We start from the raw sequence: 22,292 nt of genomic DNA, 5'->3' as shown, positions 1-22,292 counted from the left end.
GCTCCGACCGCCGTGCGGTCGGAGCCCTTCGGTCGATCATCCGAGCCGGAGCTAGTGTGCCCAGAGGTAGGGGTGCGAGGTCACGCCGTCGTCGAGCACGATCTTCGGCGGAGTGAAGATGCGGTTCGTGTTCGAGCCGGTGTAGTTCGTCGGCGTCTGGATGAGCATCTTCTTCCCCTTGCCGACCGGGCCGGAGACACTCGGGTTGATCCATTCGTCGTTCGTGGAGCCGATGATCGTCAGACGACCGTCGGACCTGTTGGACATGAAGTTCACATGGCGCCGCGTCTTCGATCCGTACATGACCGGCTGGTGATGGACGATCCCGAAGCTCTCCTCGTGATTGATGCCGATCACGTTGCGGATGGACTGGAGGTTCCAGGTCTCCGCATTGTTCGAGAGCCAGAACGTGGGCATGCCGTACTCGGCGTCATGGGTGTTCACATCGTAGAGGCGCGCATTGTCGTGGCTGTTGTAGCCGATCGGCGAGGCGCCGACCTTGGCGCCCTTCGCCCGGGCGGCGAACGAGTTCCCTGTCCAGCGGAATCCGTCGATCTCGACATTGCGCGTGACCGAATCGGACCCCCTCCACCAGTTGAGGCCGAAGGTCTCTCCGGGGGGCGCTCCGCTGTTCCCCGGGATCCCGGTGATGAGGACGTCCTCGACCCTGGTTCCCGGACCGGACCGGCCCACCATCAGCCCGTTGTACAGGTGGCCCTGCTCCGTACCCTGCAGCCAGAAGTCGGACAGGATCTGGTTCTGGCCGTCCGACATCCTCATGATGTACAGCTGATTGGTCAGCCCGGTCCCCTGCGCCGGAACGGTCCATCCGTAGGTCGAGCTGTTGGCTCTGATGCGAATGATCGTGTCACGGCCCTCACCGATGATGCCCTTGACCCTCGAAGGGACGACGACCGCCTCTGACCCGTTGAGGAAGTTCGACACCTCGAAGACACCGGCGGGCAGCTTGAGCACCTTGCCGGTCAGTTCGGGCTTGGCGAGGACGTCGTTGATGTCGTCCCCGGCCCGCGCCACACTGGCCCAGGCGATCTGGCCGGACGGAAGCGGAGCGGGTGCAGGAGCCGGCGCAGGTGCAGGAGCAGGAGCAGGTGCCGGAGCGGGTGCAGGTGCCGGAGCGGGTGCCGGGGCAGCATCGGCGTCGGCCACCCAGAATTTCGCGCCCTCGTCCGTCCAGCCGTTCGCCGTCAGTGCCGCCCGTTCAGCGTCATCGGCGACGAAACGGTGGATGTCACCCTTGAGCAGACGATGAACGGGAACGGTGCAGTCGAGCGCCGTCGGAGAGGCATAGAAGTCGATCTGCTGGCTCGTGTAGCCATACTTGCTCTGGGCGCTCTCGAACTCACCTTCGCCCTCGCGGTCCGCCATCCAGCTGAACGCCCCGTCCCGGTAGAGGCGGTAGACGGGCACGAGGCCGTCACCCCCGCGGGTGGCTGCCTCGAATTCGACCTGCTGATCCTCCGTGAAGCCGTACCGCTCGGCGGCGTTGGTGATCTCGCGAGGGGACGTCGTGAGCAGGGTGACACCCGACGTCGGGTTGATGCTCCGGTAGGTCGCCTGCGTCATGGCCGAACACACGTCGGCCGACGTGGCCGCTGAGGCAGTGGGGACGCCGAGAGGTAACAGGAGAAGAGCGGACACCGTACTGATGAAGCCAGTGGCTGTCTTGTGCATAAGAACCCTTTAGTAGATGCGATCGCGCGCCCGGCCTCCTGATCGGAGTACGGGCGCGCGTGCAGCAACTAAGCCCAGTTCTTAGTTACGACGATGATGACGTGGTGCGGTGCTGTGGAGGACTGTGTGCCCGATCGTTCCCCGCGACGGACTGTCACTGACTGCGGCCAATCCGGCTGACGCGCCCGGACGGACCTGGAGACTCGCTAACTGCTCCTCCTACCGCATGAAGAGCCAGTGATCGGACAGAACCCTACCAGAGTGTCGTGCGCCAGAAGGACGGGGCGACGACGGCATCTCGTCCATCGACGGACGCCGTCCTTCGTCCGACCCGGCCGCTCGAGCCTGTCCCGCTCGGCCGGTCGGCTAGTCTGATCGGAGCACAGGCAAGCCTGGACCCCGGCCCAGCACGTCCTTCGCCTGCACGCACCAAGAACCCTTCGAGCGCGGCTTGGGGGTGCCCGAAGCCAGGAAGGGATCTCCAGCGCCCATGTCGCCGAGCCTGCCCGCTACGAGCTGTCCGTCGGTTGTTCCAGGTCTGAGGGGATTCCACTAGACGTGTCCGACAGAGAAGAAGGTCAGGGCAAGTCGCTGGCACAGAGCGCAGCGAGCGGCATCCTCGTCACCATGACCGGGCAGGTCCTGCGTATCGCCGTCCAGGTCCTGTCGGTGGCGATTCTCGCCAGGTTGCTGTCCCCGACCGACTACGGACTGCTGGCCATGGTCGCAGCAGTCATCGGGGTAGCAGACATCTTCCGCGACTTCGGTCTCTCCACCGCCGCCATCCAGGCGAAGACCCTGTCCCGAGCACAACGCACCAACCTGTTCTGGATCAATTCCGGGATCGGGCTGATCCTGGCCGTCGCCGTCTTCGCCCTGGCCCCTGTCATCGCCTCGATCTACGGGCAGCCGGCCCTCACCGACATCGCGCAGGTACTGTCCGCCACGTTCGTGCTGAATGGGGTCGCCACCCAGTACCGGGCGGATCTGAACCGGAAACTCGCCTTCTCCACTCTCGCCGTCGCAGACGTGGCCAGCCCGATCGTCGCACTCGGCGGAGCCGTCTGGCTCGCCCTGAGCGGCGCCGGCCTGTGGGCGCTCGTCGGCCAGCAGCTCATCCAGTACAGCGTCATGCTGGTCATCGTCGCGTGGGGTGCCCGGTGGTTGCCCGGACTCCCCCGGACCTCCGTGCCGATGGACGGCATGCTCCGGTTCGGCTGGAACATCGTGGTCACACAGCTCATCAACTATGTGAGCAACAATGCCGACTATTTCATCATCGGTCTCCGCTCCGGCGCCGTCGCTCTCGGCAATTACAGCCGTGCATTCCAGCTGCTGATGAATCCTCTGAACCAGGTCCGCTCGCCCATCACCCGCGTCGCGATACCTGTGCTCGCCAAGATCCAGGACGACGACGCCGCCTACGGGGCCTTTCTGCTCCGCGGACAGGTGGCGATGGGGCACAGCCTCGGATTCGTGCTCGGCGTCGCAGCAGGAGCGGCGGCGCCGATCACAGTCCTCTTCCTGGGCGGCGAGGAGTGGAGCGGCGTCGCACCCCTGCTCGCTCTCCTGGCCGTGGCCGGCGTCTTCCAGATCCTCGCGTTCGTGGGCTACTGGGTGTACGTGACACGGGCCCTCACGTTCCGGCTCCTGCAGGACTCCATCTTCTCGTCGTCGGTCCGGCTCGCACTCATCCTCGTCGGCAGCCAGTGGGGCGTGATCGGTGTCGCTGTGGGTTACGCGCTCGCCCCGGCCCTGACTTGGCCCGCCACCTTCTGGTGGCTGTCGCGCTTCACCACCATCCCCACCAGGGGGCTGTACCTGGGCGCGCTCCGGATCGTCGCCCTGTCCGGGGTGGCCGTCGCCGCATCGTGGCTGACCACCCTGTGGCTCCAGGACGCGGCGGCCATCGTGTCCATCCTGGCCGCCCTGCTCACTGCCGGCAGTGCGTGCGCCGTCGTCTGCGCGGCGCTCCCGCCCTTCCGACGCGATGCACTCGCGATCCTCGACGTCGCGCGTCGGATGGCGCGGCGTTCGTCGCGTTAGCGCAGGGTCCGGGGACATCGGCGGCGATCGTGGTCCGCTATAGGGTTGGGCCATGACATCTCCAGCCGAGCGCGGGGCGCTGGCCATCGTCGTCGTGAACTACGGGTCGCACCTCCTGCTCGCGTCGAACCTCGTGCAGGTCTCGCGGTCCGTTCCCGAAGCCGACGTCGTCGTCGTCGACAACTACACGTCAGCGACGGAACAGGCGGCGGTCTCCGCCCTCTGCGCGGACCACACATGGACCCTGGTCGCCAGCCCCGTGAACGCGGGTTTCGGGGCGGGGATGAACCTCGGCGTCGAGGAAGCCACCCGGCGGGGCAACACACGATTCCTCCTTCTCAACCCCGACGCGACGATCGATCGTCGGAGCGTCGGGCTGATGGTGTCGGCAGTGGATGCGGACCCGCTCGCCCTGGTCGCTCCGACGATCCTCACATCGTCCGGCGCGGTGTGGTTCGCGGGCGCGGACCTCCATCTCGGGTTCGGCCGGAGCAGGGCAACACGGCACAGGGCCGGCTACCCCCGGGAACGCTTCGAGCCCTGGTTGAGTGGCGCCTGCCTTCTGGTCACCCTCGACCTCTGGAGTCGTGTCGGCGGCTTCGACGAACGCTACTTCCTCTACTGGGAGGACATCGACCTGTCGATGCGGGTCGTGCGGAACGGCGGGAGGCTGACCCTGCTCGAGGAGGCGCGCGCCGTGCACGACGAGGGCGGCACCCATGGGGAGGAACACCAAGGATCGGCGAGGGGCAAGTCCTCCGTCTACTACTTCTACAACATCCGCAACCGTCTGCTCTTCGCGGCACAGCACCTCGAGGCGAAGGACCGCCGACGGTGGGTCCTGAACAGTCCCCTCGCGGCGTGGGACGTCCTGCTGCAGGGCGGGCGCAGACAACTCCTCCGATCTGCCGCTCCGATGCGGGCGGCTGTCACCGGGACGTACGCGGGCCTCGCGCTGCACGCGCGGGAACGGACGGCCCGACGACGGTAGCGACGATCAGACCTGATCGACCAGCGCTGACTCCTCCAGTCGTGCAGCGATCGAGGACGACGTCAGGCCGACATCCCGAACGGTCCGCCGGTGCCGACGGGAACCGAGATTGTGGCCGTCCAGGATGTCGAGGCCGTCGGACGGCCTCCGGAGCTGAGGCCACCGGCGACTGCCCGCGGACATCGCGGCCCTGCTCCTGATCGCGTGCATCACCGGCACCACATCGCGCAGGGGTGGAATCCCCTCCACTGCCAGCGACGCGAGCAGCCTGTCGGCCTCACGGAACGTGAAGGACCGGTGGCGAGCAACCGGGTCAAGCAGGGCTATCCGGGTCCTGTTCTCGAAATCCGGCAGGAGGATCAAATCAGCCGCCGAGATCGCCGCTTCGGTGACACGCCGGGAGGTGTGGCCCTCCGCATACCGACGTCCTGGATGATCGGAGGCCAATTCCTCGCCGACGCAGGGACAGATCCTGTCTCCTGTGCGCGCTCGTGTCCCGGCACTCGTGACCGCGAAGAGCCCGTCCGGCCCCGCCTGCCCAAGCCGCTGCCCGAGTGAGAAAGCGGCGAGGGGGGAGCGGCAGATGTTCGCCGTGCAGGCGACAAGGATCGTGAACAAGGGCTTCCTCGTGGTGGCGATGGGCGGCGACAGGACGCCGGGATCACTCCTTTCGGGGTGATGACGGACGCGTCTCGGCCGCAGGCTAGGTAAGTATGACAAGCTGAATCGGACGTTGTACACCGTAGGGAGCATGTGTGCACCCGCGGATCGGGGTGTTGAAGGGGAGACGACATACATGGAGCTCAGGGATTACGTTGCAGCCCTCAGGAAACGCTGGGTGACGATCGTGGCGCTCTGCCTGCTCGGCGCCCTTGCGGCGTTCGCCTACGCGAGCCTCTCGGCACCGCAATACCGCGCGGTCAGCAGCGTCTTCGTGAGTTCGAATCGTGGTGAGACCACGGGCGAACTCGTCCAGGGATCGACCTATACGCAGAATCTGGTGGCCTCGTTCACCGAACTGGCCACCAAGCCGGTCGTCCTCGACCCTGTCATCGAGGACCTCGACCTCGACTCCTCCGCTGCTCAGCTGGAGGACGCCGTCAGCGCGGAGACACCCCTCAACACGGTTCTCATCAACATCACGGCCGTCAGTGAGTCGCCGGCCGGGGCCGCGAACATCGCCAACGGCGTCGCTGATTCGCTTGCCCGGGTGGTGACGGACATGAGCCCGAAGACGGAGTCGGGTAGCCCCACCATCAGCATCAGCACCGTTGCGACCGCCCAGGCACCGACCTTCGCCTTCGCTCCGAACACCCGTCTCCTCATCGCCGCCGGAGCACTGGTCGGCCTGGTGGCCGGTATCGTCGTGGCCCTCGCCCGACAGCTCCTCGACACCAGGATCCACGATGCAGGGGACGTCGCCCGACTCACGGATCTCCCTATCCTCGGTACGATCCCGCGCACACGTGGGGCGGACTCCGGGTCGATCGTGCTGACGTCCGACCCGAACGGAAATGTGGCCGAGGCGTACCGGCTGCTGGCGACGAACCTCGAGTTCCTGAACCCGGACAAGTCACTCCGGTCGATCGTCGTCTCGTCACCGCTTCCCGGTGAGGGCAAGAGTACGACGGCGATCAATCTCGCTCTCGCTGCTGCGGAGCGGAACCACAAGGTCCTGCTGATCGACGCGGACCTCCGCCGTCCCTCCGTGGCTGAATTCTGCAGCATCGAGGGCGGTGTGGGCCTGACGACGGTCCTGTCGAGCCGAGCGAGCCTGTCCAGCGTCATCGAGCCCTGGGAATCGATCGATGTCCTGCCCTGCGGCGTCGTGCCCCCCAATCCCAATCAACTCCTCAGCTCCGACAGCATGGCTCATCTGGTGAAGGAACTGTCGGACGTGTACGACTTCATCGTCATCGACTCACCCCCGATCCTTCTCGTCGCGGACGCCCTCCCGCTCGCACGGCTGACCGATGGCGCGGTCATCGTCACGCGTCAGCATCGCACCAGGAGAGGTCAGTTGGCCAAGACCCTGCAATCCCTCGAAGGCGTGGGGTCGGATGCGCTCGGAGTCATCCTGACCGGCGGGAAAGCCGCGAGTCGGACGGCCTACTACGGCAGCAAGGAGCAGCCAGGCCCCACACGCTAGGAGGCACGGCGCTGCACCGAGGCGGTGTCGCACCTCCCTACCGGAGCTGTGACCGGATCAGGAGGTCCTGTCACGGCGCACTGTGTCCTCGCGTGCCAGAAGCAGCCCCAGCAGGAGCATGAGCGTCGGGACGGCGCTGTACAGCGGGGCGAAGAACAGGTTCCAGGCGGACTGCACGACGACGAAGACGAGGAGTGCGCTGGCGCGGCCGTCGGTCAGCAGGCGACTGAACATGACGATGATGACGCCGATGAGCACCGCGGCGAAGATCAGCCCGGGAATGCCGAAATCGGCCCAGAGATCGCCCACGACGGAATGCAGTTCGAACCTGCTGCCGAACATGTATCTCTCCACGTAACCGTTGTTCGGGTCGTACCCCAGACGGGTCATCCCCTCCTTCGCGGCGAGGATGTCCCCGGGCGTCGGTACGGCGCCGAGCCCGAAGCCCAGGACACGATCCCCCATCAGGCCGGCTGTGGCACCGAGTTCCGGACGCGAACCGAGCAGGATGGACCCCGAGGTCTCGACCTGGCGGAGGGATCGCTCCTGGGTGTCCTCACCGAGGTAGCCGTCGAGGATCAGGGCCTGCCCGAAGGCGTAGACGACGTAACCCATCGCTCCCACCGCGATGACCGTCGCCACAGACGAGGTCTTGCCGGTCGCTGAACGGGGACGGCCCTGCCACAGGACCGCCAGCAGAGTGAGCATCAGGATGGCGAACGCCGACCGTGAATCGTTGAGGGCTGAGGTCGCGCACAGGGCGATCAACGCGAGCGCCTCCGCCCAGCGCCTGCCGGTGAGCGATGCGAGTCCGAGCGCGATCACCATGGCGGGAAGACCGAAGCCGAACTTCCAGGGATTGAGGGCGAAGCTCTCGCTTCCAGGGGTGACGTGCAACAGCATGCCGAGCCCGAAGAACGTCACGGCCCAGCCGGTTCGCATGAGGGTCCTGGCCCACAGCAGTGCACCTGCGCCGGCCAGGATCCCCACGAGCAGCATGAGGGAGATCATGCCGGCGTTCGGACTGATGACGTGGTCCTGGGACGAGTAGACGCCCAGGAGTACGCCGCTGATCGCGGTGACCGCGCCGAGGAAGTAGACCAGCGCGCCGGCCCGCTGCGCTGTGGCGACGCGGATCCACACCGGCAGGAGTGCGAGTGCGGCGACGTACCCGATGGTGAGTCCGTAGGGCAGGTTGAAGCGGTAGCCGAGAAGGATGAGCACCGCGGCTGCCACGAGACGCTCGAGGAATTTCCAGGCCTGTCCGCGCGCGACGTCGTCGTGCGTGGTCAGGTCCCTGAGGTGGGAGGGCGTGATGGCCCTGGTCCCGGCCCAGTTCGTCAAGGCTTCCTCCCTCGGCTCAAGGCCTCCACCTCGCGGACGATCTCGGTCCGGTAGGCGGCGATGCCGTTCCGACTCTCGGCCGCCACCGAATCGGCGACGGCGGCCTCGCGGTAGGTCGGCCAGGACGCCACCATGTCCGCCACCGCATCGGCGATGCCCGCTGCCGAGTCGGGAGCGACCCGCAGCACCGAACCGAACCCTGCCGACGCTTCGCGCAGACCCGACGTATCACTCACGACGGCAGGGCGTGCGGCCAGCATCGCCTCGACAGCCGTATTACCGAAGGGTTCGTCGACACGGGAGGGCACCACCACGATGTCTGATCGCGCGATGAACGGCCACACGGACGGTTGGAAGCCGCGCAGGTGAACACGGTCGCCCACCCCGAGCTCATCGATCCGCCGACGCAGGTCGGCTTCATAGGCTTCGTTCCCGGGAAAGACGGCGCCCACCACCTGCAGGTCCGCCTCGATGTCCCGACTCCGGAGGTGGGCCAGCGATTCGATCACGAGGTCCGGGCCCTTGCGGTGGGACAGCCGTCCCACGTAGACGAGGCGGACGGGTCCCGAAATGCCTGGTCGGGCGGCGTCGACGGAGGGCGGGCCGGCCACGCCGTTCGCAACGACTCTGCACTTCCGCGCCAGGCGGGGGAAGGAGGAGGCGAGAACGTCGACGCTGAAACGACTGTTCGTGATGAGGGAGTCGGCCAGGAACAGCGGAGAGGCCAGGAGCTTCCGCACGACGGAGGATGCAGTGCTCTCCGCCTCGTGGATGTGCACCAGGAGCGGCGCACGCGTCAGGGAAGCGACGACGGACCAGAGCGGGATGGTGATCGTGTTCACGTACACCCCGACCGGACGCGTCTCGCGGACGAGGCGGACGCCGGCGAGAAGCGACGCCAGCGATTCCCCGGTGAGCCTGAGAAGCCCGGACGGGCTGAGAAAAGCCTTCCGCAGCACCGGGGTGGGACAGAGCCGCACGGTAGCGCCCCTCTGCTCCGCCTCCGGAACGAGGGGGCCATGGTCCGGAACGGTGAGCACGACGTGCAGGCCGGCGGCGGTCAATCCTGCGATCGTCTCGAGAAGCACTCGATCGGAGCCGTAGAGATCTGCACTCGGATGAGCGATGAGTACAGTTCTCGTCCGGCCTACGTCGTCCCTGCGGATCACATTCCACCCCATCGGCTCCAGCCGGCCAGCGATGGTCCGGGCTCTTCAAATATAGGGGAAGGGTCCCCAGGTCATAGGGCAGGGACCCCACCCCGGAGATCCGGGATGAGGTCCCTGTCGTCATCGTGCGGTTATGGCGAAGGAACTGTCACCAGATCCTGCAGCCGGAACGCGACCGGGCCGTTCGTCGACGAAGCCGACAGATAGGTTTCGACACCCACGCTTCCACGTGCCTGGAGGGCTGCGGTGGAGTCGCTCGACACGATCTGCCAGGCAGCGGGCTCAGGTGTCCCGGCCTTCCAGATCTTCGCGGCGACCGTCGTGCTGCCGGCGCCCGACGTGTCCACCTTCATGGTGAGGACGTCACCTGCCGCATAGGTCAGACCGGAGACTGCACGAGCCAGCATGAGCGTCTCCGTCGTGCCGACCTTCTTCTTCAACTCGATCGTCACTGCCCCGTTCTTCTGCAGCAGTGCCTTCGCCCTGTACTCGCCGGCATTCGGGACCCTGCGGGGGATGACGCTCACCTGAAGACCGCCGCCGTCCGCCACCTTGTCGACGGAGAACACGCTCGTCGTGGTGGAATTGAGGACCGATACGGCATTGAGCTGTGCGGCGAGGGTGGCCCCGGCCGACGTCGCCATGATTCCGGATCCTGCAGCGACCGAATACTTGGCGGCCGCCCACGAGGAGATGGTCCAGACGCCGCCGACCTCCGCGGTGCCCCAGGCATTCGCGGTGCTCCTGTCGAACAGGTCCTTGGCTGCAACCATCTGGGCGGGAGGCGCCGTGACCGTGACGGACTTCGTCACAGCGTTCGTCGCACCCTTGTCATCAGTCACCGTCAGCACCACCGAGTACGTCCCCGCCGCACCATACGTGTGCGACGCCGTCGCACCCGTCTTCGCAGCAGACCCGTCCCCGAAGTTCCAGCTGTACGACGCGACCGTCCCATCAGCATCCGAGGACGCCGACCCGTCAGCAGCAACCGTCAGATCCGTCGCCGTCACCGACGCAGCAGCCACAGGAGCCTTGTTCGGAACAGGAGGCGCCGTGACCGTGACGGACTTCGTCACAGTGTCCGTCGCACCCTTGTCATCAGTCACCGTCAGCACCACCGAGTACGTCCCCGCCGCACCATACGTGTGCGACGCCGTCGCACCCGTCTTCGCAGCAGACCCGTCCCCGAAGTTCCAGCTGTACGACGCGACCGTCCCATCAGCATCCGAGGACGCCGACCCGTCAGCAGCAACCGTCAGATCCGTCGCCGTCACCGACGCAGCAGCCACAGGAGCCTTGTTCGGAACAGGAGGCGCCGTGACCGTGACGGACTTCGTCACAGCGTTCGTCGCACCCTTGTCATCAGTCACCGTCAGCACCACCGAGTACGTCCCCGCCGCACCATACGTGTGCGACGCCGTCGCACCCGTCTTCGCAGCAGACCCGTCCCCGAAGTTCCAGCTGTACGACGCGACCGTCCCATCAGCATCCGAGGACGCCGACCCGTCAGCAGCAACCGTCAGATCCGTCGCCGTCACCGACGCAGCAGCCACAGGAGCCTTGTTCGGAACAGGAGGCGCCGTGACCGTGACGGACTTCGTCACAGTGTCCGTCGCACCCTTGTCATCAGTCACCGTCAGCACCACCGAGTACGTCCCCGCCGCACCATACGTGTGCGACGCCGTCGCACCCGTCTTCGCAGCAGACCCGTCCCCGAAGTTCCAGCTGTACGACGCGACCGTCCCATCAGCATCCGAGGACGCCGACCCGTCAGCAGCAACCGTCAGATCCGTCGCCGTCACCGACGCAGCAGCCACAGGAGCCTTGTTCGGAACGGTGGTGGTCCCTCCGCCGAGGCGGTAGTGGTCCGCGACCTCAGTGGCCCCGAGGGCCCGTGAGTAGACGGCTACCTCGTCGATCGTCCCGGCGAAGAACGGTTGCGGCCCCCAGGTGTTGTCGCTACCGATCTTCCAGTGCCCGCTGTAGCCCTGGGCGCTTGTCTGAGGGTTCGTCCCGACGGCTTTGCCGTCCACGTACAGAACCATCCCGTCGCCGGACTGTGTCGCCACCATGTGGTGCCACTTGCCGTCGTTGTACGCGTCCGTCGACTGCGCGAGATTCGTCCGGCCGGTCCACACACCGAAGGTGAGGCGTCCGTCATTCTCCATGTAGACGTGTCGGTCGTAATTGCCCGACAGGCCGTTCGGGTTGTCACCGAAACCGATGAGCTTGCCGCCGTTGGCCGTCGTGGTGTTGAACCACAGCTCCTGGCTGTACACGCTGGGGTTGTCATAGCGCTTGGTGCTCGACAGCAGACCTGACGATCCGTTGAATTCCGCGGCACCGTCGGAGACGTCCTTCAGGGCACCGGCCTTCCCCAGAGTGATGCCGGAGACGTAGGTCCCGGGAACGCCTGCCTGAGAAGCATCGGCGGCGGTGGAACCATCGGCCTCGTTCAGTCGCCAGTAGAGCTCCGGTTCAGCCGAGTAGACGGCAGCACCGTAAGCGTCGGCAGGCTTCTTCGGTCCAGCGACCTCGCGACCGCTGTTCGAATAGTGTGCCTGGATCTGCGCGCGGGTGAGCTCGGTCGGGTAGATCGCGACATCGTCGATCACGCCGTTGAAGTAGTAGCTCGCCGGCTGGTTGGGCCAGCCGCCGAGGTTGTCACCTCCGACGCGCCACACCCCCTGGAAGCCCTGGCCCCTCGTGGTGTCCGCGCGCTTGCCGATGAGGACTCCGTCGATGTACAGCGCCATTCCGGCCGGACCGAGCGACGACACCACGTGATGCCACTGTCCGTCGTTGTAGCTCTTTGACGAGTTGAGGGTACGGACGGTGTTCGGGTAGACGCCGAACCAGATGCGCCCCTCGTTGTCCATGTATGTCTGACGATCGTAGGAGCCGGAGTTCCCGGTCAGGGATCCGCCGTAGCCGAGGATCTTGCCACCGGACGTCGTGGTCGTCTTGACCCAGGCCTCCGACGTGTAGGTGTTCGGTGCCTCCTGTGGTGTGCGTCCCGCTGCGGCGCCGGTGTCCGTGCCGTTGAACGTGCTCGCTTTGTCGGCGTCCTGGGCGATGGCCCCGGCCTCACCGCGGGTCACACCGGCGGCGGCCGTCAGGTCGTTGAAGCCGGCCCAGTCGACGACGTTCGTCCCACTTGCCTCACCGAGGCGCCAGTAGGACGAGGCTCCGTCGTCGAGGACCGAGGTCGCGTACGGACTGACCGAGCCTGCGGCGGCGATCGTCACTTCGACGCTCTCCGAGCGTGCCTCGTTCCCGTACGCGTCGAGAGCGAAGATCCGGTAGGTGTGCTTCGACCCCGGAGCCAGGCCCTTGTCGATGTAGCTCAGCGTCGGCATCTGCCAGAAGGTGGACTCGCCCGTCGTCTCGTGAATGGGCGCTGTGAGGTTGCCGTCGCGGTAGACACGGTAGGTCAGCTTCTTGTTGTCACGGTCCCAGTTCGAGGCCCAGGTGATGCGGGCTTCCCCGTCTTTGACGGAGATGACTGCCGGGTTGGCCGCCTTTCCTGCCTTTTCCGGTGCCTTGTTGTTGGTCGACTTCGTCCCGATGCCGAAGCGCACCAGGCCCTGCTGGCGGACTCCGCTGACCGTCGGGAACTCGCCACCCATGACGACGTACTCGGAATTTCCCGTGACGGACCAGGTCGCCTGGTACTGGCCCGTGAAGGACCCGACGGTGAAGGTGGGCCACCAGTTCAGCAGGGCTGAATGCTGGTTGCCTTCGAAGTTCCGGTACCCCTGGGTGTCGCGGGTGATGGTGGCCACCGGCGTCTTCCCGAAGGCGAGCGCGTGGTTGTAGCTCCGGGGATTCGTCTCGGGGAAGCCTTGGACGTTACCGCAGTAGTGCGCATGGCCGGCCGAGTAGACCACGTCCTGGGTGCTCCAGACCGAGTAGGTGTCGCCATGGCAGTCCTCGAGCCAGTTCACGGCGCCGTCGGACCAGCGTGCTGCCACGACACCCTCGAAAGCCGTGCCGACTCCGTTGAAGTCGTAGCCGGACGCGTAGACGTAGTCGGCATCGGAGGTCAGTCCGGTGATGGCAGCACCCGTACCGGAGTTGTTGATGAAGCTGTTGACGGCCCAGGGCTCGACGGCGGACGTCGAGGCGTTGATCGAGGCCCACCCTGCATTGGTGGCCCCGTTGACCGTCGTGAAGTTTCCGCCGACGACGACCTTCGTGCGATCGGGTGAGACGACCATCGACGTCACGTCGCCACCGGTGACCGTCGGGTTCCAGGGAAGCAGCGCGGCGTTGGTCGGCGACACAGCGGCAACCTTGTCCCGCCGTGCGGAACCGACGCCGGTGAACCATCCACCGAGATAGACCGCGTCCGGCGTGGCCACGATGGCATTGACCCTCGAGGCGACCAGCGGTGCGAAGCTCGTGATCAAGGCACCGGTGCTCGCATCGAGCGCCGCGACGTACCGACGGTCGGTGCCGTTGACCTGGGTGAAGGCGCCACCGACGTAGATCCGCTTGCCATCGGGCGAGGCGGTGACGCTGCGCGCCTGCGCATTCAGCGAGGCGTTGAAGCTCGTGATCAGCGCTCCGGTCCGGATGTCGAAGGCGAGGATGTTCGCTCGCGGAGTCGTGTTGACGCCGGCTGCGGAGCCTGCGGGCCGGGCCGTCGTGAACTGCCCGACCGCGTACACGGTGTTCCCGATGACGGTCTGCTGCCAGACGACACCGTCCACCTGGACCGTGGGCAGGACGTCGGGCGACGCCGTGACCGGCGAGCTCGGACTGGTCGGCTCGGCCGGCCGACTGTCGGCCGCCGCCGGGAGCGTGGACAGACCGACGAACGACACGCCCATCAGTGCGGCGACGATGCCGGACATCAGGCGGACCGAGCGGCGCGCGGGCACGACGGCCGATGATGCGACCCTGGAGCGGTCGAAGAGTGTCATTTCTTTCCCTTGGCTGGAGGCGCGGTGCCTTCGAAGACGGCGACGGGCGCGGAGACGCTGTAGTTGACGAGCACGGACACGCGGGCCCGCTTGTTCGATTCGACGACGAACACGTAGTCCGCTGTTGCGGATGCTCCCGGTTCGATCGAGGCGGGAAGCGTGGTGGCCCCCGAGCCCCTGAGGGCGAGGCCCGGCACGGCATCCGGTCCCGCCTCCATGTCCACGAGGACGCCGGAGGTATCTACTGCCTCCGCGCTCGTGTTGGAGAGGGTGACGGAGACCTTCACGGCGTCGCCGGCCACTTCGCCCGGCTCGTCCGCTACGCCCTGCACGGCGGCAAGACCGGCCACCGAGACGGTCAAGCCGTCGAGCACCTGGACCTTGTCCGTCATCTTGACCGGCTTGTTCTTCTTCTGGGGGGTCCTTCCCAGCTCCGCGTCATCCGCTTTCGGCTTCGGCGGGACGACGCCCACGCCCTCGTTCATCGCGGAGGCCTTCTTCTTGGCGGCGTCGGACGAAGCCGACCCTGCGCCCGCGTCCGCCGGACTGTCCGGATTCCTGGAAGCAGCCGGGCTCGGTGTTCGTGCGGGTGACGGCGTCTCTGCCGCAACGACCTTCGCCGGCTGGTTCTGCGCTGCGAAGACGGCCTCGTAGGCGGACGACGGTGTCACGCCCGTGAGTGCCAGGGACCCGGTGAGGGCCACACCGGCGGCGATGGCCCCTAGGGCCACTACCCTGGTCCGCCTGGTGGAGGGCTTGCTGGGTTCGGTGTTCATGATTGCTCTCTGATGACGGAGGGAGAAAGGACGGGACCCGCACCCCTGAATCCGCTGATCTCGCGGAACCATTTGCGCAGGGCAAGACAGAGGAAGAGGAAACTGCCCACTGTGAGAAGTGAGAACAGGGCGAGGAACAGCCCCGGCGCGCCGAGCAGGACGAACGAGATGCAGAGGACGCCATAATCCATGGGAAGGACGAGGAGGCCGGTGATGAGGTCTTTGATGCCGCCGGACGCTGCGGTGATCCCCGCATGTCCGTTCTGCCTGCGCAATTGTTCCGTGAGGATCATCCCGAAGAACGTCGCGCTCGCCACGACGGCGTAGACGAGCGGTACTGCGAGCCAGGCCCGAGGAAGATCGGTGCGCTGGAGGCACACGAACACGGCAATCGGCAGCGCCGTGGTCTTGATCGCGTCGACGATGTGGTCGAGCCACTCCCCTGCCGGTGTTCCACCGCCGCGGAGTCGGGCGACCTGACCGTCGGCGGAGTCGAAGGCGTAGCCGAGGACGAGCGCGCCGGCGACGGCCAGGCCCAGTGGCAGCGACGGAGGGAGGACCAGAAGCAGGAGGATCGCCACGGCGGTGAAGGTCGCGCTGATCCCGGTGACCGCATTGGGGGTGAGGCCGGCCCGGTAGGCCCAGGCAGCGAGGAGCCGGCCGAGCTTCCGGTTGACGAAGCGCGAGTACGCCGGAGCGGTCCGTGACGCACCCTTCTGCGCCGACGCCAGGCGTGCGACCGTGCCCCAATAGGTCTCGTCCGCGAGATCCCGGACCGGAGCAGTGGCCGTCATGCCCGCACCGACTCGTGCTCGGTGACCTCGGCGTCGAGGGGGAAGGCACCGGAACGGCGGCCGCGGGCGCCCCGACGTCCGACGAGCGACAGGCAGAGCTGTTCGTAGCCCTCGGCCACCCGGTCCCAGTCGTAGGCGAGGGCATCGGACTGTGACTTCTTGCCCCGGAGCAGCGCCTCCGATTCGTCCTCCTCGGCTGCGTGGACGAGCGCCGGGATGGCGGCGGCATCGGCGAAGTACTCGCCGTTGACGCCCAGCACCTCGCGGTTGAAGTTGACGTCGAACGCATTGGTGGCCACCCCTGCGCCCATCGCGCGCAGCAGCGACGGATTGGTGCCTCCCACCGAGTGACCGTGCCAGTAGATCCGGGCATTGGCGTACAGCTGATCGAGGAGTTCCTGGTCCCACACGCCGCCGATGAAGCGCACCCGCTCGTCACCCAGGGATTCGACGAGGCGCGTGTAGTCGTCGGAGTACGGTGCGGACCCGACGACGACCAGTGGCAGCTCGGCGTTGCTCCGGACGTATCCGTCGACGATGACGTGGACGTGGTTCTCCGGTTCGAACCGGGCCACCACTAGGTGATAGCCCCCGACGACCAGGTCGAGTTCGGCCAGGCGATCCGAGGCACCGGACTCGAGGATGGGTGCACCGTAGGCGAGGTAGGTGCTCTCGACGCCGAACTCCTGGTGGTAGTAGTCCTGGATCCCGGCAGCATCGGCGATAAGGGCGTCCGACCATCGGACGGCGAGCGACTCGGCCGCCCGGTAGTAGCGCTTCCCGAGCGTGCCCCACTTCGCGCGCTTCCACTCGAGCCCGTCGACGTGCGTTGCCACCGGGATACCGGCTGCGCGGAGGACGGGCAACCAGGGTGAGTTCGCCGAGTTGAAGACGACGGCGACGTCGGCGCGCTTGAAGAAGAGGTGTCCGGCGGACAGGCCCGTGTGGCTCAGGGTCTCGAGCGAACGCTTCTTCAGAGCGGGCAGGTAGACCAGGGTCATGCCCTTGTATTCCGTCTCGGCGTGGTTGGTCTCCGCCGTCGTGCGGCAGTAGACGACCACCTCGTGACCGCGGGCGGCGAGGCGCTGGCCGACTTCCTCGACGCAGGTCTCGAATCCGCCGTAGCGGGCGGGGACGCCGCGCGTCCCGACGAGGGCTATGCGCAGCGGTTTCGATCGAGAGGACAGCAGGTACATGGTTTGACTCCCAGTCAGGTCGGTGACGACTCCGCGTTGGAGCCGGGACTACGGTGAAGCGTCAGAGAGCGGCTTCGTGGACGGCCGGAGCGTTGAGGAGCTCCAGCGTCCGCCGCAGGAAGGTGCTGGAGGTGTGGACTGTGTAGGGGAAGTAGACGACCTCCACACCGACCCGGCCGAAGGTCTCCTCGAGGGCGAGACCCTTCGGAGTGCCCTTCCAGTCGTCCCCCTTGAAGAAGACGTTGAAGCCGAGCTGCTTCCACATGTCGTACTTGGTCGGCTCGGTCTCAGCGACAGCGCGGTCGACGAACTGGACGCTCTGGACGATCTCCAGGCGCTCGATGAGCGGGATCACCGGGCGCTTGCCCTTGTTCTTCTCGAGGAGCTCGTCCGAGACGACACCGGCGATGAGGAAGTCGCACTCGCTCTTCGCATGGCGAAGCAGATTGAGGTGGCCGACGTGGAAGAGGTCGAAGGCGCCGGCGGCGTAACCGATGCGTATTCCCATGGAGGTTCCTTTGGTGCGGACGGGCGCCAGGGTGGCGCCCGTCGGCGTGGTGAGGCCGGACGGGGTCGGGTCGACGGTCATCAGTAGGCGCCGACGGGCTTGAGCATCACTTTGAAGGTGCGCCACATGATGATCAGGTCTCCGGCGACCGACCAGTTCTCCACGTAGTACAGGTCGAGGCGAACGCTCTCGTCCCAGTCGAGGTCCGAGCGGCCGCTGACCTGCCACAGCCCGGTCAGCCCGGGCTTGATCAGGAGGCGGCGGCGCGTGTGCTCCTCGTAGCCGGACACCTCGCTGAACAGGGGCGGCCGCGGACCGACGAGCGACATGTCACCCCGCAGGACGTTCCAGAACTGGGGCAGCTCGTCGAGCGAGTACTTCCGGATGACGGCCCCGATCCTCGTGACCCTGGGATCGTCCCGCAGTTTGAACAGCACACCGCTGCCCTGGTTCTGGTCCTTGAGCAGTTCGAGTTCGTCCTCGGCCGTGGTCACCATGGAGCGGAACTTGTACATGGTGAAGACGGCCGAGTCCTTGCCCGCTCTCTCCTGCTTGAAGAACGCCCCACCCGGACTGTCCCGGCGGATCGCGATGCTGAGTGCCAGGAAGAGGGGCGCGAGGATGAGGAGGGCAGTGGCTGATACGGCGACGTCGAGCGCCCGCTTCATCAGGTGGCGGCCGCCCGCGAACTGCGGCAGCTCCACGTGCATGAGCGGGAGCCCCTCGACGGGGCGCATGGTGATACGCGGGCCGGCGACATTGGTGAGCGCCGAAGCCAGGACCAGTTCGGTCGAGGAAGCCTCGAGCCTCCAGCCGAGCTCGCGGATGTAGGAGCTGCCCTTCCGGAGGTGCCCGGCCACGATCACGGCGTCAGCGCCCGTGTGGGCCACGAAGTCCTCCACCTTGCGGAGGCCGCTGACCACGGGGACGAGACGGTTTCCCGTGTGGAGGGCCGCCGGGTTCGACTTGCCCTCGTAGACAGCACCGACGACGGCGTAGGCGGCACCTGACTTCTTGGCGAGCTGCGCTGCGACGTACCGGACGTCCTTCGGCCGGCCCACGACGACCACCTTCGAGAGGTGGTGGCCGAGGCGGCTCTGATGGAGCAGCCACTGGCGCCACAGCCAACGGCTGGACAGGAGCAGGACGGTGCCGGCCGGAAGCGCCAGCACGAGGAGGCTACGGTAGTGCTCGAGGTCCAGCAGCACGGCGACGACAGCCGTCGCAGCGAACGTGGCAAGGCTGGCACGGATGACTTTCTTGTACTCCCCCGCACCCGTTCCCACCAGGCGGGAATCCCTGGTGCGGAACAATGCCATCATGGTCATCCAGCCGGCGGCGATCGCACCGCCGAGCCCGAGGACATCGGCCATGCGGGCACCGCTCGCGTCGAGCGTCAGCACGTTGACGGTGAGCAGGAGGATTCCGAGGATCAGGACGGAGTCGGTCGCGAGCAGGGAGATCTGGTAGCGGCGGCGCCAGGCGGCGCCCGACATCGGCAGTGGTTCCTGGACGGTGGACAGGCCGGGAACCGCTGTGAAGCTTCCGACTGCGCTGTGCATCTGCGTCATCGCGATACCCCTGAGTCGACGGGAGCGACCTGACGGCGCAGCGGATGGATCCGGGGAGCCGACGACGACTGGGGACGGACCTTGGTCTCAGAAGGTCCTGACATCGCCGGCTCCGTTCGTGGGTGCGAGGCGACCGCTGTAGCGGCGGCCCCGCAGGTGAACCGGCGGGACGCGACCGAGCGACGGGCGTCCCCCGATTCCGGGAGGAAGTGGTGGAGAGCGCCTACCTGAGTGGAGTGGCTGGTTCCGCAGGATGGACAACCCATGAGTGAGACCCGATTCTTCAAAAATTTCCCCAGCTTTGCCTGCAAAGCTCTTGCGGAAACTCTATGGATCGGTATCGGAGCGCACACGAGTACGCCCTACGTGTTTGTCCTGGACGGCTTACGCGTGGACTACCTGTGCACTACTCGGCACTACTGCGCGGCAGCACGTCCACCTACGCGGAACAGGCGTTCAGGAGTCCCTCAGGTCCTCACGCCGGTTGACACCGAGCTTGGCGAAGATCCGGTAGAGGTGCCCCTCGACGGTTCGTACCGAGACGCTCTTGGCGTCAGCGATCTCACGGTTGGAATAGCCCTCCCGGACGAGGTCGACGATCCTGCGTTCCGTCGGGGTGAGCCGGGGGGTGCTGGCGGCGGGTGAGACCGAGGCGAGGGGCGTCGGGACCGGCCCCTCGCGCTGCTCACCGAGCGTCACGACACGCCGCTGGATGCTGCGTGCCTGCCGGGTTGCTCCCTGTTCACCCATCAGCTGCAGCGCGAGCGAGAGACCGACGAACTCGAAGGCCGTATTGCCGTGCTCGCCGGCGATGGTGGCTGCGGAGACCATCGCCTCGGCGTTCTTCGCCCGGGCGGCGAGGGCGAGATCGAGCAGGTCCGACGCGCCGGAGCCCTCGACGCTTTCGAGCACCCGGATGATGGGGGATACCGCGCCGAGGTCGCCGAGCAGCAGGGAGACGTGGAGGGCCGTTCCCGCCAGCTCCTTGAGCCCCTCCTTCTCGGCCGTCGCCGCGATGGAGAGGAGGTCGGCGCGTGCTCCGGGTGTCTCACCGAGCAGCACCGCAGTCGCCGTGAGGAAGACACGACCCCCGAGCCGCATGGATCGTGAGCCACGCCCGGGAGTCCGCTCGAACTCGACCATCAGCGCCTCGGCTCGGGGCGTGTCGCCGGCGAGGGCACAGGCATAGGCGGCCAGCCCGAGCAGCAACGTCATGACCTGGATCACATCCGATTCCTGCAGGGCCTCGAGCGCCAACAGGAAGTGGTCGCGCGCCTGCCTGTTGCGGCCGGCCCGAAGCGCTCCGATGCCGTCGACGACGTCTCCCCATCCCGCGAAGTAGACGATACTGCGGGGGTGCGCGCGGGAGCAGGTCTGCAGCACGGCTTTCGCCTCGGCGGCGCGCCCACTGGTGGCGAGCAGGAGAACGTGCCGCGCGGCCGCGAACTCGCGGTAGCCGAGCAGGGTGGCACCCTCCGCCTCGATGATCGCGAGGGCCTCGCCCGAGCAGGTACTCCCCTCGACTGATCGCCCCATGCTGCCGAGGACCTCCGCGAGCAGGACCAGACCCCCCAGGCGGGTCTCCGCCGAGCCCCGTGGCTCGGCGATGATGTCCCGAAGCTCCTCCTCCACGCCCTCCAGGTGACCCTCGAGGATCAGGACGTGGGTCTCGAGGAGGCGGATGCCGAGCCGTGCACGGAAGAGGGCGTCCTCGGTGACCCGGAGGCCGTCGCGCAGATCCAGGGTGGCGATGAGGGACCGCCAGCGGTCGACGTCGTCACGCAGGTCCGCGTACGGGGCCCCGGTCCTGAGCTTGAGTTCGAAGGAGAGCAAGGTCGCGTCCTTCGCGACGCGCAGGTCGGTGCAGCCGCGCAGCGCCTCGCCGACGAGCTCCTGGGCGTAGCCGACATTGCCGCGCCCGGCTTGTACCCGTGCGATCTCCGTGAGCGCGTGCCCGTGCAGACCGGGTGCCGAGACGGCGCGGGCGGCCCTGAGGGCGAGGCCGTGGTCACGCAGCGCGTTGGCGACGGCGGCTGCGCGCAGCAGCGTGCGGTCGTCGGCCGGGACGCCACAGTCGAGGCCCCAGGACACCGTCCTCAGGAAGGCGTTGAGCGATGGCGTCCCGGGTTCCAGTGCGGCGAGGACACGACGCCGGATCTCGAGGCTGCGCGCCACAGGCACCTGGCTGCGAAGAACCTCCCCGTAGAGCGGGTGCTCGAGGGACACCGGCTGATCGGGCGCTGGTCCGACGGTGACGAGCCGATCGTCCCGGAGGCTCTTGAGCGCGACAGCATCGACGCAGTGCACCAACGCGTCGAGAGCTATCGGCTCCGCTAAGGCCACGACCTCGAGGGCCTCGACCTCGTCCTTGCTGCGGGCCCGGAGCTGCGAGCGGATCAGGTCGCCGAGCCGCACGTGCACCACGGGCTGTTCGTCGGACAGACGCCAGAAGCCGTTGCGCTGTTCGAGATAGCCCTCCGTCCTGCCCTGCTCGAGAACGGTGAGGAGGAACATGGGGTTGCCGCCGGTCATGAGGGCGAGGGTGTGGCTGGTGCCGGTGAGGACGGGACCGTTCAACACCGTGGCGCAGAGCTCGGCGACGGCTTCGACGCCGAGAGGGTGCAGCTCGGACCGAGCGAGCAGCCCGTCGGTGCTGAAGGCGACGAACTCGGGCGGAAGCGTGGGGCTGGCACGGGTGAGCACGAGGATCTTGGCCCGACGCGCACTGACCAGCTGGGCGAGGAGGGCACTCGAGCCGGCGTCCAGCTCGTGCGCGTCGTCGACCATGATCAGCGGAGGTCGCTGCGAGCGCGCCCGCTCTGCTGACAGGTGACTCATCACGGCACGGAGGATCGCCACCGGCGAGTCGGCGTCGGCGACCGAGAGGGTGTGCAGGTAAGGAGCGAGCGCACCGAACGGGATGTTGCGCAGCGACGAGCCGCCGGTAACCCGGAGCACCGGGGCGGACCAGCGCAGGTGCTCGACGACGGCGCGTGCCACCGCCGTCTTGCCCACTCCCGCCTCGCCGATGATCATCGCACCGAAACCGGACGCATCGTCCAGTGCGGCGACGATCTCCCTGACGTGCCGTTCCCTCCCCACGAGGCCGATCGCAGCGCCCATGCCGG

Annotated in this window: 14 protein-coding genes; 3 read left to right on the top strand and 11 right to left on the bottom strand. The window is 67.0% G+C overall.

The annotated features are described in order from the left end of the window. Positions 1 to 51: 51 nt before the first annotated feature. The gene (locus NVV32_RS04635) at positions 52 to 1,584 is read right to left on the bottom strand and encodes a hypothetical protein (protein ID WP_422391540.1); all 1,533 of its coding nucleotides are present in this window, start codon (positions 1,582 to 1,584) and stop codon (positions 52 to 54) included. Between the two features lie 666 nt (positions 1,585 to 2,250). Between NVV32_RS04635 and NVV32_RS04630 the strand changes: the two genes are divergently transcribed. Further along, positions 2,251 to 3,738 (top strand): lipopolysaccharide biosynthesis protein, encoded by a 1,488-nt coding sequence (locus NVV32_RS04630; protein WP_422391539.1) that lies wholly within the window; start codon positions 2,251 to 2,253, stop codon positions 3,736 to 3,738. 52 nt (positions 3,739 to 3,790) lie between these two features. After that, complete coding sequence (locus NVV32_RS04625) at positions 3,791 to 4,729, top strand: glycosyltransferase family 2 protein (protein ID WP_422391538.1); 939 nt, start codon at positions 3,791 to 3,793, stop codon at positions 4,727 to 4,729. Between the two features lie 6 nt (positions 4,730 to 4,735). Here NVV32_RS04625 and NVV32_RS04620 read toward each other — a convergent pair whose 3' ends face one another. After that, positions 4,736 to 5,470 (bottom strand): hypothetical protein, encoded by a 735-nt coding sequence (locus NVV32_RS04620; protein ID WP_162237534.1) that lies wholly within the window; start codon positions 5,468 to 5,470, stop codon positions 4,736 to 4,738. A 55-nt stretch (positions 5,471 to 5,525) separates the two neighbouring features. Here NVV32_RS04620 and NVV32_RS04615 point away from each other — a divergent pair, with 55 nt between their 5' ends. Further along, positions 5,526 to 6,878: a polysaccharide biosynthesis tyrosine autokinase gene (locus tag NVV32_RS04615; RefSeq protein ID WP_162237533.1), complete on the top strand. Its 1,353-nt coding sequence runs from the start codon at positions 5,526 to 5,528 to the stop codon at positions 6,876 to 6,878. A gap of 57 nt (positions 6,879 to 6,935) precedes the next feature. Here NVV32_RS04615 and NVV32_RS04610 read toward each other — a convergent pair whose 3' ends face one another. From NVV32_RS04610 to NVV32_RS04570, 9 genes are all read right to left on the bottom strand, one after another. Continuing rightward, positions 6,936 to 8,222, bottom strand: coding sequence for a hypothetical protein (locus NVV32_RS04610; RefSeq protein WP_055770311.1), 1,287 nt, complete (start codon positions 8,220 to 8,222; stop codon positions 6,936 to 6,938). Continuing rightward, on the bottom strand, positions 8,219 to 9,310 hold the full coding sequence (locus tag NVV32_RS04605) for a glycosyltransferase family 4 protein (RefSeq protein WP_422391537.1): 1,092 nt from the start codon (positions 9,308 to 9,310) through the stop codon (positions 8,219 to 8,221). Before NVV32_RS04605 ends, NVV32_RS04610 begins: the two co-directional genes overlap by 4 nt. Before the next feature lie 212 nt (positions 9,311 to 9,522). Next, positions 9,523 to 14,319: a PKD domain-containing protein gene (locus tag NVV32_RS04600; RefSeq protein ID WP_422391536.1), complete on the bottom strand. Its 4,797-nt coding sequence runs from the start codon at positions 14,317 to 14,319 to the stop codon at positions 9,523 to 9,525. After that, entirely contained in the window at positions 14,316 to 15,095 is a 780-nt protein-coding gene (locus tag NVV32_RS04595; RefSeq protein ID WP_422391535.1) for a hypothetical protein, read from the bottom strand. Before NVV32_RS04595 ends, NVV32_RS04600 begins: the two co-directional genes overlap by 4 nt. Next, positions 15,092 to 15,889, bottom strand: coding sequence for a CDP-alcohol phosphatidyltransferase family protein (locus NVV32_RS04590; protein ID WP_055770297.1), 798 nt, complete (start codon positions 15,887 to 15,889; stop codon positions 15,092 to 15,094). Before NVV32_RS04590 ends, NVV32_RS04595 begins: the two co-directional genes overlap by 4 nt. Next, on the bottom strand, positions 15,886 to 17,085 hold the full coding sequence (locus tag NVV32_RS04585) for a DUF1972 domain-containing protein (RefSeq protein ID WP_055770294.1): 1,200 nt from the start codon (positions 17,083 to 17,085) through the stop codon (positions 15,886 to 15,888). The genes NVV32_RS04590 and NVV32_RS04585 overlap by 4 nt, the downstream gene beginning before the upstream one ends. Positions 17,086 to 17,146: 61 nt before the next feature. Further along, a complete protein-coding gene (locus tag NVV32_RS04580; protein WP_152815831.1) occupies positions 17,147 to 17,593 on the bottom strand; it encodes an adenylyltransferase/cytidyltransferase family protein in 447 nt (148 codons plus the stop codon). Between the two features lie 80 nt (positions 17,594 to 17,673). Further along, on the bottom strand, positions 17,674 to 19,164 hold the full coding sequence (locus NVV32_RS04575) for a sugar transferase (RefSeq protein ID WP_055770291.1): 1,491 nt from the start codon (positions 19,162 to 19,164) through the stop codon (positions 17,674 to 17,676). 456 nt (positions 19,165 to 19,620) lie between these two features. Beyond that, positions 19,621 to 22,287 (bottom strand): AAA family ATPase, encoded by a 2,667-nt coding sequence (locus tag NVV32_RS04570; protein ID WP_422391534.1) that lies wholly within the window; start codon positions 22,285 to 22,287, stop codon positions 19,621 to 19,623. Positions 22,288 to 22,292: the final 5 nt, after the last annotated feature.

This window comes from Arthrobacter sp. N1 (assembly GCF_048288285.1).
Taxonomy (GTDB): domain Bacteria; phylum Actinomycetota; class Actinomycetes; order Actinomycetales; family Micrococcaceae; genus Arthrobacter_D.
Note: the sequence above shows the minus strand (reverse complement) of the source record. Positions and strands in the feature narration are given on the sequence as shown.

Coding starts and splice junctions, on each gene's coding strand:
- NVV32_RS04635 (WP_422391540.1), bottom strand. CDS start 1,584: ATGACGCAGGCGACCTACCGGAGCATCAACCCGACGTCGGGTGTCACC.
- NVV32_RS04625 (WP_422391538.1), top strand. CDS start 3,791: ATGACATCTCCAGCCGAGCGCGGGGCGCTGGCCATCGTCGTCGTGAAC.
- NVV32_RS04615 (WP_162237533.1), top strand. CDS start 5,526: ATGGAGCTCAGGGATTACGTTGCAGCCCTCAGGAAACGCTGGGTGACG.
- NVV32_RS04600 (WP_422391536.1), bottom strand. CDS start 14,319: ATGACACTCTTCGACCGCTCCAGGGTCGCATCATCGGCCGTCGTGCCC.
- NVV32_RS04595 (WP_422391535.1), bottom strand. CDS start 15,095: ATGAACACCGAACCCAGCAAGCCCTCCACCAGGCGGACCAGGGTAGTG.
- NVV32_RS04590 (WP_055770297.1), bottom strand. CDS start 15,889: ATGACGGCCACTGCTCCGGTCCGGGATCTCGCGGACGAGACCTATTGG.
- NVV32_RS04585 (WP_055770294.1), bottom strand. CDS start 17,085: ATGTACCTGCTGTCCTCTCGATCGAAACCGCTGCGCATAGCCCTCGTC.
- NVV32_RS04580 (WP_152815831.1), bottom strand. CDS start 17,593: ATGGGAATACGCATCGGTTACGCCGCCGGCGCCTTCGACCTCTTCCAC.
- NVV32_RS04575 (WP_055770291.1), bottom strand. CDS start 19,164: ATGACGCAGATGCACAGCGCAGTCGGAAGCTTCACAGCGGTTCCCGGC.
- NVV32_RS04570 (WP_422391534.1), bottom strand. CDS start 22,287: ATGGGCGCTGCGATCGGCCTCGTGGGGAGGGAACGGCACGTCAGGGAG.